The 13,673-nt window shown below is 70.8% G+C and carries 10 protein-coding genes; 3 read left to right on the forward strand and 7 right to left on the reverse strand.

What is annotated here, in order from left to right; genetic code table 11:
* The 3 genes from PV734_RS42120 to glgB form a co-directional block, all read left to right on the forward strand.
* Positions 1 to 139 (forward strand): alpha-glucosidase C-terminal domain-containing protein (locus tag PV734_RS42120; protein WP_319294724.1); only part of this gene is annotated, 139 nt, incomplete at its 5' end.
* Between the two features lie 99 nt (positions 140 to 238).
* The gene (locus tag PV734_RS42125) at positions 239 to 1,696 is read left to right on the forward strand and encodes a maltokinase N-terminal cap-like domain-containing protein (protein ID WP_319098019.1); all 1,458 of its coding nucleotides are present in this window, start codon (positions 239 to 241) and stop codon (positions 1,694 to 1,696) included.
* 67 nt (positions 1,697 to 1,763) lie between these two features.
* Positions 1,764 to 4,313 carry a 1,4-alpha-glucan branching enzyme gene (gene glgB, locus PV734_RS42130; RefSeq protein WP_319294683.1) on the forward strand — a complete coding sequence of 850 codons (2,550 nt, stop codon included), beginning with the start codon at positions 1,764 to 1,766 and terminating at the stop codon, positions 4,311 to 4,313.
* 82 nt (positions 4,314 to 4,395) lie between these two features.
* Here the strand turns inward: glgB and PV734_RS42135 are convergent, their stop codons facing one another.
* The 7 genes from PV734_RS42135 to PV734_RS42165 form a co-directional block, all read right to left on the reverse strand.
* Positions 4,396 to 5,112, reverse strand: a complete 717-nt coding sequence (locus tag PV734_RS42135; protein WP_319098022.1) for an NPCBM/NEW2 domain-containing protein — start codon at positions 5,110 to 5,112, stop codon at positions 4,396 to 4,398.
* 235 nt (positions 5,113 to 5,347) lie between these two features.
* Positions 5,348 to 6,265: an S-4TM family putative pore-forming effector gene (locus tag PV734_RS42140; RefSeq protein WP_319098023.1), complete on the reverse strand. Its 918-nt coding sequence runs from the start codon at positions 6,263 to 6,265 to the stop codon at positions 5,348 to 5,350.
* 157 nt (positions 6,266 to 6,422) lie between these two features.
* Entirely contained in the window at positions 6,423 to 8,507 is a 2,085-nt protein-coding gene (locus PV734_RS42145; RefSeq protein ID WP_319294684.1) for a hypothetical protein, read from the reverse strand.
* Between the two features lie 260 nt (positions 8,508 to 8,767).
* Entirely contained in the window at positions 8,768 to 10,213 is a 1,446-nt protein-coding gene (locus tag PV734_RS42150; protein ID WP_319294685.1) for a cytochrome, read from the reverse strand.
* Positions 10,214 to 10,321: 108 nt separating this feature from the next.
* Positions 10,322 to 12,622: a HelD family protein gene (locus tag PV734_RS42155; RefSeq protein ID WP_319294726.1), complete on the reverse strand. Its 2,301-nt coding sequence runs from the start codon at positions 12,620 to 12,622 to the stop codon at positions 10,322 to 10,324.
* A 139-nt stretch (positions 12,623 to 12,761) separates the two neighbouring features.
* Positions 12,762 to 13,094, reverse strand: coding sequence for a thioredoxin family protein (locus PV734_RS42160; RefSeq protein ID WP_319098026.1), 333 nt, complete (start codon positions 13,092 to 13,094; stop codon positions 12,762 to 12,764).
* Entirely contained in the window at positions 13,091 to 13,519 is a 429-nt protein-coding gene (locus tag PV734_RS42165; RefSeq protein ID WP_319098133.1) for a MerR family transcriptional regulator, read from the reverse strand. The genes PV734_RS42160 and PV734_RS42165 overlap by 4 nt, the downstream gene beginning before the upstream one ends.
* Positions 13,520 to 13,673 lie beyond the last annotated feature (154 nt).

Consider the following 13,673-nt stretch of genomic DNA (forward strand, 5'->3'; position numbering starts at 1 on the left):
CGCCCACCCGGTCGAGCTGATCGGCGGAGTACGCTTCCCCGCCATCGGCGAGCTCCCCTACCTCCTCACCCTCGCCGGCCACGGCTTCTACTGGTTCCGTCTGCGCAACGACGCGAAGGACGTGCAGGACGCCACGTAACGTGGCCGTACGTGCCGAACCCCGGCGGGCCGGTTTCTCCCGTCCCGCCCGGGGCACGCATCAGTCACACTCCGCCCCACGGGGAAAGGACGCGACGCCATGTCGGAAGCCGCCACCCGCTCCGCCACGACAAGTCCGGACCTCCTCGCGTCCCTCGAACCACTGCTGCGCGAATGGCTGCCGAGACAGCGCTGGTTCGCCGGCAAGGGACGCCCGGTCACCGACTTCTCCCTGGTGGCGGCCACCGAACTGCTGCCCGCCACCGCTCAGGCGGGCCTGTACCACCTCCTCGTACGCGCCCATCAGCCCGCGCTCCAGGGCCCGGGAGACTGCTACCAGCTCCTCATAGGCGCGCGCGAGGCCCTGCCGCCCAGGCTGGCGCCCGCGCTGATCGGACACGTGGACCGGGGCCCGCTGACCGGGCGGACGGTGTACGACGCCCTGTACGACGCCCGGCCCGCCGAAGTGCTCCTGGAGGCGATGCGCACCCGAGCGCGGATCGGTGCCCTGCGCTTCGACCGGGACGGTGACGGTGACGACAAGGGCGGCGCCGGGCCCGACGGGGAAGGCGACATACCGGCGGGGCTGGCGGCCCGGATGGTGACCGCGGAGCAGTCCAACTCGTCGATCGTCTACGGCGACACGTTCATCCTGAAGCTGCTCCGCAGGGTCGCACCGGGCGTCAACCCCGACCTGGAACTGCCCCTGGCGCTGGCCCGCGAGGGCTGCCCCCGGGTTCCGGCCCCGGTGGCGTGGATCTGCGCCGACGCCGCCGGGACGACCGGCCTCGATCCCGATCCGGATCCCGACGCGGAGACGAGCGCCGAGGACCGTTACGTACTCGGTGTCCTCCAGCCCTTTGTGCGGGGTGCCGCCGACGGCTGGGAGCTGGCGTTGCGCGAGCTGGCCAAGGGGGAGGACTTCAGCGCGGAGGCACGAGCGCTGGGGCGGGCCACCGCCGAGGTTCACATGGCTCTCGCCCGCGCGCTGCCCACGGTGACCATGGGCCACGCGCAGCTGAGCCCGCTGGTCGACGGCATGATCGAACGCCTGGACGCGGCGGTCCAGGCGGTACCGGCACTCCACCCGTACGCGCCCGGCCTGCGCTCGGCCTACGAGGCGCTGGCCGACCTCGCCGCCGAGGGCCAGACCTGGACGGCGCAGCGTATCCACGGCGATCTGCACCTCGGACAGTGCCTGCGTTCGCCGTCCGGGGAGTGGTCGCTGATCGACTTCGAGGGCGAGCCGTCCAAGCCCCTCGCGGAACGACGGCTGCCACAACCGGCGGTACGGGACGTCGCGGGCATGCTCCGCTCCTTCGACTACGCGGCCCACTCGATCCGCCCCCGGCTGCCCGACTGGGCGGCGGTGTGCCGGGCCGCGTACTGCACCGGGTACGCGGAGACCGGCGGCCGGGATCCGCGTACCGATCCCGTACTGCTGCGGGCGTACGAGACGGACAAGGCGGTGTACGAGGTGGTGTACGAGGCACGGCACCGCCCCGACTGGCTTCCGGTTCCGATGTCGGCGATACACCGCCTGGCCGCACCCGACTGACCCCCGCGCGTCACCCCGCCCCGCCTCAGCTCTCTCGCCCTGCCTCACCTCCGAAAGGCCCCCGCCCGTGACCCCGCACTCCCCGTCCAGCGGCTCGAAGAACCCGAAGAAGAAGACGTCCTCGAAGAAGGACCCCGGGAAGAAGGACGCCGGGAAGAAGGCGGCGAAGCGGGCGGCGAAGGAGTCGGTGACGGAATCGGTGAAGAAGTCGGTGAAGGAGAACGAGACCACACCGGAGACAGAGCCGGTGACGGAGCCGGGCCCGGTGACGGAGCCGTCCGCCTCTCAGCCCGTCGAGGCCACTCCGATCGAAGTCGCGCCCGTCGAAGTCGCGCCCGTCAAGGCGGCTCCGGTCGGGGCCGCCCCTGTCGAAGTCGCCCCGGTCGAGGCCGCTCCCGTCGAGGTCCCGCCGAAGGAGACCGCTCTGCTCCCCTCCCCCGCTCTGGACGCCGTCGACCGGGAACGGCTGCTCGCCGGCACGCACCACGACCCGCACTCCGTCCTGGGCGCGCATCCGCTCCCCGGCGGGGTCGCCTTTCGGGTGCTGCGGCCCTACGCCGACTCGGTGACCGTCGTGGCCGGGGATCTGCGGGCCGACCTGCACGCCGACGGAGACGGTTTCTTCTCGGGCGCGCTGCCCCTGCGGGGCGTCCCCGAGTACCGGCTCGTCATCGCGTACGAGGAGCAGGTGCAGGAGACCGAGGACGCGTACCGGCTGCTGCCCGCGCTGGGTGACCTGGACCTGCATCTGATCGGCGAGGGCCGGCACGAGGAGCTGTGGCGGGCGCTGGGCTCGGAGCCGATGACCCACCAGGGCGTCACCGGCACCCGTTTCGCCGTCTGGGCGCCGAACGCGCGCGGGGTACGGGTGATCGGGGGCTTCAACTTCTGGGACGGTACGGCGTATCCGATGCGCTCCCTCGGTGGCACCGGGGTGTGGGAGCTGTTCGTGCCGGGTGTCGGCGAGGGCGAGCTGTACAAGTTCGAGATCACGCGCGCGGACGGCTCGAAGACGCAGCGCGCGGACCCGATGGCCCGCCGGACCGAGGTCCCGCCCAACACGTCGTCCATCGTGCACAGTTCACACCACGAGTGGGAGGACGCGGAGTGGCTGGCACGCCGGGCGGAGGTCCCGGCGCACGAGGCCCCCCTGTCGATCTACGAACTCCATCTGGCCTCCTGGCGCCCCGGCCTGACATACCGTCAACTGGCTGAGCAACTCCCCGCCTACGTGCGGGACCTGGGCTTCACGCACGTGGAACTGATGCCGGTGGCGGAGCATCCCTTCGGTGGCTCGTGGGGCTACCAGGTCACCGGGTTCTACGCACCCACGGCCCGGCTGGGCACACCGGACGACTTCAAGTACCTGGTGGACGCCCTTCACCGGGCCGGGATCGGCGTACTGATGGACTGGGTTCCCGCCCACTTCCCGCGCGACGACTGGGCGCTGGCCGAGTTCGACGGCCGCCCGCTCTACGAGCACGAGGACCCGTTGCGTGCCGCCCACCCCGACTGGGGCACCCTGGAGTTCGACTTCGGACGGCGAGAGGTCCGCAACTTCCTTGTGGCGAACGCCGTTTACTGGTGCCAGGAGTTCCACATCGACGGCCTGCGGGTCGACGCGGTCGCCTCGATGCTCTACCTCGACTACTCACGCGAGCCGGGCCAGTGGACCCCGAACGAGCACGGTGGCCGGGAGAACCTGGACGCGGTCGCCTTCCTCCAGGAGATGAACGCGACGGTGTACCGGAGGGTCCCCGGGGTCGTGACGATCGCCGAGGAGTCGACGGCCTGGGACGGCGTCACCCGGGCCACGCACCACACTGGCCCCGGCGGTTTCGGCGGGCTCGGCTTCGGTCTGAAGTGGAACATGGGCTGGATGCACGACTCGCTCGGCTACGTCCAGCACGACCCGGTCCACCGCAAGCACCACCACCACGAGATGACGTTCTCCATGGTGTACGCGTACAGCGAGAACTACGTCCTGCCGATCTCCCACGACGAAGTCGTCCACGGCAAGGGTTCCCTGGTGTCGAAGATGCCGGGCGACTGGTGGCAGCAACGGGCGACCGAGCGGGCCTACCTGGCCTTCATGTGGTCCCACCCCGGCAAGCAACTCCTGTTCATGGGCCAGGAGTTCGCCCAGGGCGCGGAGTGGTCCGAGGCCCATGGTCCAGACTGGTGGCTGCTCGACCCCGCGTACGGCGCGGAGCCGGACCACAGGGGCGTACGGGACCTGGTCCGCGACCTGAACACGGTGTACCGCGACACCCCGGCCCTCTGGCAACTGGACACGAACCCCTCGGGCTTCGAGTGGCTGGTCGGGGACGCGGCCGAGGACAACGTCTTCGCCTTCGTCCGCTACGACGCGGAGGGCACTCCGCTCCTGTCGATCAGCAACTTCTCCCCCGTCGTCCGCGACGACTACCGCATCGGCGTCCCGGACACGGTCCCCGCCTGGCACGAGACCCTGAACACGGACGCGTCCCGCTACGGCGGCGCCGGCATCCACAACCCCGACCCGCTCAAGCCCGACCCCCAGTCCTGGCACGGCCGCGCGGCCAGCATCCGCGTAACCCTGCCCCCGCTGGCAACGGTGTGGCTGCGCCCGGCGTAGCCCCTGCCGCCGCTGCCACCCGTCTTCCCGTGCCGACGCCGTACCGGCGATGGCACGGGAAGGACGCCGTTCAGAACGACATTCAGGAGGTCAGGACCGCGTCGCCGAGGCCGCTCGTCGTCGCGGAGCGGTTCGGATCGCCCGATTTCACCAAGGCGCAGGTGATCCTGATCTGGTCCTGGCCGGTGATGTCGACGGAGAGATCGGCGGTGTCACTGGAGCGGAACTGCACCGCGTCGGCGATCTGTCGCCCCGAGGAGTCGAACACCTTGATCGCCGCCACGGAGCCGATCGCGTTGTCCGCGTCGGACGGGATGCCGAGGGTGGCTTTGAGACGCTTGTAACTGCTCACGTCGTACGTGACGCTGTCGGAGCTTGAGCTGTCGCAGCCGAGCCTGACGCTGTTGGGGTGGTTGGTGCCGAGCATCAGCACGGGGCTGGGATCGTAGTAGCCCGTGTAGGTAACGGCGTTGAGGTCGGAGAGGAAGCTCTGCGCCGGGCGCACCGACGAACCGTCCGTCGGCTCGGGGTTCTCCCCGTCCACCGAACCGTTCTCACTCTCGCCCGCGCCCGCGAGCGGCGACGTCGGGGTCGCATCCGGGGTCGCCGTGACCGTCTCCGTGGCCCGCACGGTCACCGTCGCGGTCGGCTGCGGGGAGTCGGCCTGGTAGTTCTTCTCGCTCACCCGCCCCGTGAAGTAGCCGGTGGCGATGGTCAGAACGCTCACGACGAGCAGTTCCACCCAACGGGGCCCGATCCGCCAGCGGGAACGGGTCGGCTGCTGCTTTTCGAGCTTCACGTGGTCTCCCCTGTTCGTCCGGCCCGGTGGGGACAGCGCGGCGGAGAGCGTTCACCGGCTCCACCCCACGAAGCCCGCTCGTCATCCGCAGCCACACGCGAGCCGAGGTGCCTCACCCTAGGGCGGGCATGAGCGGGCCGGGTCGCGTTCACCAGGCCTTCCGCCGCCAGTGGGAGCGCGCATCACTAAAGGGGGCGCGCAAATGCAGCGCACACCCCCGGGTGATCGACTCCGGTCAGGGCGTGGGGTCGGCGGCCGTTCGGTCCAGTTCCCGCATGGCCCGCACGAAGTCCTCCCGGTCCGAGGTCTGGAACCGGCGGAAGAACCAGTCGGGCACCCGGACCTGCCCGAGCCGGGTCTGAAGCAGCACGTCCTGTCCCTGCCGGGCGAGTTGGAGCAGCCCGGGGACGTCCGCGGCGGGCCGCCCACGCGAGACGTGCTCGCGCATCGCGGCCAGGAGCACCGACTGCGCGTGCTCGCGGGCCCCGGCCGTGTCCCGCTGGGCCGCGACGGTGTCCAGTCCGAGCAGCAGCAGTCCGAGCGAGGGAACGAACCAGTGGAGCAGCAGTTCGGACACGGTCATCGACCGCGCCAGACCTGTCGCGACGCCCGCCGTGGTCCAGAGCGCCAGCGCGCACGAGACGGTCGTGGCGTAACGGCGGCGCACCCGGGCGCCCCAGCCGAGCGTCTGCAGCTGGCAGGCGAAGACGTCCAGCGGGCGGCTCAGCGCGGTGGCCTCGAAGAAGTAGTCGTGCAGCCGCGACTCCGAAGCCGTGTACCGGCGGGCCACCCGGCCCACCTCCTCGGCGGGTGGCGCGGTACCGCCGGCGAGGACGGTGTTCCACGGGAGTCCGAGCAACTGGACGTCGAACTTCTCCTGGAGCAGAGCGGCGCGCCGCATCTCCCCGCGCCCCCACAGCCGGGCACCCGCCGCGTACGCGAGCGCCCACACCAGGCCGAGCAGGGTGCCCGGTGTCCTGAGGACGGGTGCGAACACACCCGCCACCCCCACGGCGGCGAGAAGCACCGAGAGCGAGACGTGCGCCGAGGCGAGCCGCTTGGCCCGGCGGTGCGACACGGAGGCCGCCTTGAGGAGTATGAGCAGGTCGGGATCGTTCTGCCGCTCGAAAATGGGCGTGTTCGATACCGCCACGGTTTCCCCCGATCCGCTGACGCGCCGCCGTGTGCGCGCGGCCAGTGTGCGCGGCGGTCGGCCCGACGGCGTATCGACCGGGTACCGACCGCGTGAGCAGTCATGCCCAGCCGTCGCCGCGGACATGCGCGGGACCCACGGGCGGCGGACGGCAGACCTACAGGTCCCACACCTCAAGCCGCCCCTCGGTGCTGAGCATCGCGATCAGGGTGCCGTCCCGGGCGATGGCGACGTCCGCGCAGGTCCCGGACTGACGCAGCTGGATGCCACCGTCGACGGTCTGGATGGACAGTCGCCCCCGCCTGAGCCAGAACAGGGTGCCCGCCTCGGTGCAGAGCAGGCGCATCCACTTCGCGCCGAGCGCCTCGCGTGCCTCCCGGTCGGCGAGCTTGCGGCGATACACCTCCTGCCCGTTCTCGGTGCTCCACACGACGACCTCCTCGAAGGTGACACACCCGACGTGACTGCCGGACGAGGAGACCGCGAGCTGGAGCCCGGGATCAGGGGTCAGCGCCTGCAGGATCCCGTTCCTGAGGTGCGGAATGCTGTTGGCCACGCTCAACCGGAGCGGCTCGCGGCCCCGCCGGTGGATGTGCACCTCCCGCGCGCGGGCCATGGCGACCACCGAGGCATCGACACTGACCGCGCTCGCCGCCATCGAGGGCGGACAGGGCAGTGCCTCGATCTCCGCCCCGTCCTCGAAGCCGCGCACGGTCAGGTGCTTCCTGTCGTGGGTGGCGAACACGTCCCCACCACTGGTGACCAGGAAGTGGTCGGTGTCCAGCAACGGAACCGACGGAGCGCGGAACGCCCCGCCCCGCTGCGGGAAGTGCACGATCTCCAGCTCCTTCGGGCGGGCCACCACCACGCTGTGCGTCAGGGAGGCCACCAGCGACTGATGGCCCATCCGCTGCCGGGGCGAGCGTCCGCCGGTCCCGGGCAGCGGGTCTCCGGAGACGGTCCAGCGCCGGACGCCGCCCTCGCTGTCGACGACCACCACTGTGTGGTCGGGGCCGAATCCGATGACCGAGCGGTCGTCGGACACCCCGGTCTCCGTCTGCCACCGCTGCCGCCGGGGCTCCTGATCCGGCACGAAGCCCGGTGCCCGGCCACTCCTGGTCGAGCCCGCGTGCCTGAAACCGGGCACGGTGAAGGAGTCCCGGCCCGGCTCCAGGGCCGGTGGCGGGGCCTCGGCACCGTGCTCCCGGCTCCGGGCCAGCACCTCGCCGCCCGCGTGTGCCGCGAGCCGCGCGAACCACGTACGGCCGGCTTCACTGATCTTGGTGTACGTCGTGAACCGCAGGGCCGCCGCCGTCAGCGAGAGCAGGAACTGCAGGTCCCAGGGGTCCTCCCAGCCGGCCATCGCCGCGCGGGCGGTGTCGCGCACGGCCGCCACCCGGGTCGCCGCGCCCGGAACGATGTCGGCGCGATGGTCGGCATCCGGGTCGACGACGAACCGGAGCAGCGCGTGCCTCTGGTCGGGCGGCAGTTCCTGCGGGTGGTTCACGTGGGGCAGCAGAGCGGAGAGAAGCAGGGTGGCGACATCCCGACCGAGATCCGCTTCCCCGCTGAAGGTGCACAGGTCGATGAGGAGGTACTTGTGCGGCTGCACCACCTTCTCCAGGCTCGGAACGAGGATGTTGTCGAGGTGGAGGTCCCCGTGGCCGAGCCCCCGCAGGACCGGCACCGTCGGGTCCGCGAACGCCGGGTGCCCACCCTTGACCAGCAGGTACGGATTGGGCAGCCGCATACCGTCGCTGTAGACCCAGGGCGGCGAGGGGGCGAAGAGGCGCAGGTCTCGGCCGAACGCCTGGAGGGAGCCGCCGCCCGTCCACACGTCTCCCAGTTCGCCGTGGAGAAACTCCGACACTGTCATCCGCACGGGTACGGCGTGCCGCAGGGCAGCTTCGTTCCACTCGGCCAGCAGTCCCCGGACGACCGCCTCGACGACCTGGTTCTGCTCCTGTCGGGGAAGGGATCCCGCAGGGGCGACGTCCCGCAGACTGCCGCCGGCGACCTCCTGGAACATCACCGTTTTGCCGCCGGGAAGGTCTGCCGGCGGATACGGCTGGCCGACGAGGTGCGCCTTTGAGAACGTGTCCACGGCATCCAGTGCCGCCGCATGGGCGGACGCCTCTCGGCCCGGCGCTCCAGCGGGAATCACCTTGAGGACGAGTTGCCGGGGCGGAGGCGCGATGTGGACCACCTGGAGCACCGCGCCGGTGTAACTGCTGCCGGGCATGGTCCACAACGGCCGTCTCAGACGAAACTCGGACCACCCGTACTCCTCACCCTGGCGCAGGAGTTCATCGACAACCTCCTGCCCACAGGTGTTCCGGATCCACGTGATGTCATCGGACGGGATATGCGGCACGAGCAGCCCTTCGACACGGAGGCTTCGGACGGCGGGGAGGTAGTCAGCCTGCCACGGTGAGGAACGCGTGAGCGCGGTATCGGTTGAAACGTCCGCCGGAAAACCACCCCACAGCGCGCACCCGTACCTCACCTCCCCCCGAACATCAACCTCCGCAAAGCCCCCAACAGCCCCTTCACCTGCCGGTCTCCACCAGATCCCACCACCGCCACCACGCCGCCGCCCGTCTCCCCCGGTCCGCTCCCCGCATCCGCACCGACTCCCCGCTCCGCCCAACCCCCGCTCCCGCCCGCGCTTCTCTGCAGCTCATACCGAACCGGCAACAAGCGCAGCCCCCGTACCACCGGCCCCGACCGCCACGGCAACTGGTCTGCCGGCAGTGTGAGTTCGGCCTTGGCAAGGTGGTCGAAGATGCGTCCCACGGCCGTGCTCACGATCATGCCGCCCAACTCCCGTGCCGCGCTGGGGCACTGATGCGGCCCGGCTCCCCACCCCAGGTGCGCCCGTGTGCTCACCGCCGAACCGACCAGGTGGGACGCCCCGATCGCCATCAGGTCCCCGTGCGCCGCCGCGGCCGACGGCGAGACGATGTCCCCGGCCCTGATCCAGAAGTTCCCCAGCGCCACATCGCGCGCGGCGAACCGGAAGCACATGTTGGCGACCGGCGGATTCGCCAACGCCGCCCGGTTCACGGTCTCCCCGAGCTGGCCGGCCGACAGACTGCGCCGTACCGTCGCGTTCCCCCGCAGCACCTCAAGGAGCGTGTTCAGCACCATGTTCCCGGTGATGTCGTTCAGGTACACGGCGTTCATGAACAGCTCACGCCCCAACTGCTCGTCCGAGAGCTCCGGGTCGGCCAGCAGCATGTACGACGTCAGGTCGTCCCCGGGCCGCGCCCGCCGGTGCGCCGCCAGCCGTGTCATCGCGGCCAGCGCCCGTCCCGTGGCCGGCCCGGCGTCGGGTCCGCCGTCCAGCATCCGCCACAGGTCCATGACCAGCTCGTCCCCTAGCTCCACAGGGCACCCGAACAGCTTGGTGGTGACCATCAGCAGCAACGGCCGCGTGTACTGGGCCCCGAGGTCGGCGAACCCCGCCGTGCCCGACTCGGCCGCCAGCATGGCGATCAGCTCGTCGGCGTACCGCGCGACCGTCGCCCGCAGCTCCCAGCCCTGCGGGGTGTGCCCGTCCTGGAACGGCCGCAGCGCCGTGTGATGCGTGTGCCGGGCGGCGAGATGCTCCTCGTCGTCCATGAACATCGTCTGCCGTACCTCGTAGCCCGCGAGCAGCGGCCAGTCCGGGGGCAGCCGGCCCTGCGCCCGGGTCCGCCAGTAGCGCACGTCCCGCCGCCACACACTCTCGTTCCGCAGCACCTCCAGCACCTCGCGGTAGTCGAGAACCAGCCACACCGGTACGCCCATCAGCCCCACCGGCGCCACGGGTCCGTAGGTGCGCCGCAGTCGCGCGTAGACCCCGCCCGGGTCGGCGTCGAACTCCGACGTCAACAGCGGTTCCACGGGCAACGAGTCAAGCGTCGGGCTGTCGGCCGGTGCGGTCGCGAACGGATGGGCTTCCATACGCACACGCATACCGCACCGGCCGAGCACCTGCGGTGACCATGGCGCGAACTGTTACGTCCTGGTTACCCTGGGTGTGCGTGATCCGCCGGTGCTCACGGCCCGTCGTCAGACCCCCTCGGCGACGGCGGTCGCGGCCAACGCCGCCGGCAACTCCCCCCGGTGCAGCACGCCGACGCGCTGCGTGGCCCGGGTGAGTGCCACGTACAGGTCGCTCGTGCCGAAGGCCCCGGGTTCCACCACCAGTACGGAGTCGAATTCCAGCCCCTTGGCCTGCCGGGGGTCGAGCAGCACGACGGCCCGTGTGAGATCGGGCTCCGTCCCCGCCTCCACGTCGTCCAGCCGCGCCGCCAACTCGCCGTGCAGCTCGCGCGGCGCGATCACGGCGAGCCGCCCCTCGACGGGCGCGAGCTCGTGGGCCGCCTTCGCCACGGCTCCCGCGAGATCGTCGTCCGCCACGGCCCGCACCCACGGCCGCACTCCGGTCGACCGTACGGATGTCGGCGGCTCGAAGTCCGACCGCTCCGCCCTGACGACGGCCGCCGCGAGGTCCATGATCTCGGCCGGGGTCCGGTAGTTGACGCCCAGCCGGGCATGTTCCCAGCGGTCCTGGACGTACGGCGCGAGGATGTCCGACCACGCCCCGACGCCACCCGGCTCGGCGGTCTGCGCGGGGTCGCCGACCAGCGTCATCGACCGGGTCGGGCTGCGCCGCATGAGGAGCCGCCACGCCATCGGCGACAGCTCCTGCGCCTCGTCGACGATGATGTGGCCGAAGGCCCAGGTCCGGTCGGCCGCCGCCCGCTCGGCGGCGCTGCGCAGGTCGTCCTCCTCGTGCCGCTCGGCGAACCGCTCCGCGTCGATGATGTCGTGCGCGGAGAGGATCTCGGACTCCTCCGCGTCCAGGTCCTCGAACTCGTACGTCCGGGAGGCGAACGACACGTCCAACACGCCCTGTGCGTAAGCGACTTGACTGCTGCGCTCGCGTTCGGCGCGCGCCCGGGCGACCCGGTCGTCCTCGCCGAGCAGCTCCGCCGCCTCGTCGAGCAGCGGTACGTCGGCCGTCGTCCAACCACGACTCACGGGCCGCCTGATGGCATCCGCGTCGGCCTCGGACACGTACCCCTCGGGCGCCGCGAGGAAGTCCGCGACCAGTCGCCGCGGGCCGATCCTGGGCCACAACTGCTCGATGGCGGACCAGACTTCGCGGTTCTCGGCCAGGTCGTCGCGGATCTGGGTGATGTCGCTGGGGTCGAGGAGGTTGCTGCCGTCGTAGGGGTCGGTGCCGATGCGCTCGGCCACCATCTCGGTCAGGGTGTTGAGGATGTGCCCCTCGAAGTGTTCGCGGGCGACGTTGTGCGGCAGTTTCGCCTCGCGGGTCCGCTCCCGCGCCACGTTCACCAGCCCGGCGTCGAGCATGAGGATGTCCCGGTCGTGCTCGATGGCGATGACGGGGTCGGGCAGCCCCTGCCGGTCCCGTACGACGGCCGCCAGTACGTCGGCCATCTCGGCCCGCCCCTTGACGGCGGCGGCCCGCGCCGTGTCGGCGGCGGTGGCCTTCACGCCGGGGAACAGCTCACCGACGGTCGCCAGCAGCACCCCGGTCTCCCCGAGCGAGGGCAGCACCTCGCCGATGTAGCCGAGGAAGGCCGGGTTGGGGCCGACGATCAACACGGCCCGCTTGGCGAGGAGTTCGCGGTGCTCGTAGAGGAGATAGGCGGCCCGGTGGAGCGCCACGGCGGTCTTGCCGGTGCCGGGCCCGCCCTCCACCACGAGGACACCCCGGTGCGGGGCACGGATGATCTCGTCCTGCTCCGCCTGGATGGTCTGCACGATGTCGTTCATCCGGCCGGTACGGGCGGAGTCGAGCGCGGCGAGCAGTACGGCGTCGCCGGAGGGGTCCTCGTAGCCGGTCCGCGTCTCGTCCCCGAGGTCGAGGATCTCGTCGTGCAGGCCGGTGACGAGCCGCCCGTCGGTGCTGATGTGGCGGCGCCGGCGCAGCCCCATCGTGGTGTGCCCGGTGGCGAGATAGAAGGGCCGGGAGACCTCGGCCCGCCAGTCGATGAGCATCGGGGTGCGCTCGGCGTCGTCGGCGCGCAGTCCGATACGGCCGATGTGGTGGGTGACACCGGAGGTGAGATCGATCCGCCCGAAGCAGAGCGACCCGTCGACGGCGTTCAGCGCGGCGAGCAGCCCCGACCGCTCGGCGACGAGCACATCCCGTTCGAGCCGCGCCTGCATCGGCGTACTGCCCTGCGCGAGCGCGTCCGTGACGGAGTGCTCGGTGTCGCCGCGCAGGGCGTCGACGCGGGCATAGAGCCCGTCGACGAATTCCTGCTCACTCCGCAATTCATCGTGAGTTGATTCCGTGTTTGCGCCCCTGTTTGACAATTCCGCTCCCGCTCGGATATACTCTGCTCATCGACTTCTCGCGACCCGACTTCCATAAAGTCGCGAACCATTGAATATACGCAAAGAAATCCCCCGAGCGCAATCGCTCGGGGGATTTCTTTTGTCGGTTCACGGACCGTTCACCGGTCGGCGTGCGTCAGAGTACGTCGGACAGCTCCTCCAGCAGTCGCCTTTTGGGCCGGGCCCCCACCATCGAGAGCAGCGGCTCCCCGTCCCGGAACACCATGAACGTCGGCATGGACAGGACCCGGTACGCGTTCGTCGTCAGGGGGTTCATGTCCACGTTCAGCTGCACCACCTTCAGCCGGTCGGACTCCTCCGCCGCGAGGGCACTCAGTACGGGAGCCATCTGACGGCACGGCGGACACCAGTCCGCGGTGAACTCCACCAGGACCGGCAACTCTGCCCCGAGCACCTCCGCCTCGAAGTCCTCGTCCGTCACCTCGGCCACACCCGCCGCAATGGTCATCGCGTCCGTCCTCCCCATTCGCATTCCGGTTCCGGACCGCCCGGAACCGTCGCCTCGGCCGCCAACGTGTCGCGCGCCAGCTCGGCCCGCGTGAGCTGTTCGCCGACCTTCGCCCGTACCGACCGCAGCTCGCCGATCAGCGCGTCGAGCTCGTCCAGCTTCCGGCGGTAGACGGCGAGTGACGCGGGACAGGAGTCGCCCTCCGGGTGGCCCGCCCGCAGACAGTCCACGAAGGGGCGCGTCTCCTCCAGGTCGAACCCGAAGTCCTGGAGCGTCCGGATCTGCCGGAGCAGCTTCAGGTCGTCCTCGTCGTAGGCGCGGTAGCCGTTGTCCGTGCGCCGTGCGGGCAGCAGCCCCCGCGACTCGTAGTACCGCAGGGTCCGTGTAGTGGTCCCGGCCCGCGCCGCCAGCTCGCCGATTCGCATGCCGATTCGCATGGGTACGAACGTAGTCCTTGACGTCGACGTCAAGGCAAGGGCGGGTCGGGGCGCTCCGGTGGCAGCGGCTTTTTCGCCACAGGGGAGGATGGCCCGTACGTCAGGACAATTATGATCACGAGGTCCGCAACGGGGAGGCACA

This window comes from Streptomyces sp. AK08-02, assembly GCF_033795085.1.
GTDB classification, from domain to species: domain Bacteria; phylum Actinomycetota; class Actinomycetes; order Streptomycetales; family Streptomycetaceae; genus Streptomyces; species Streptomyces echiniscabiei.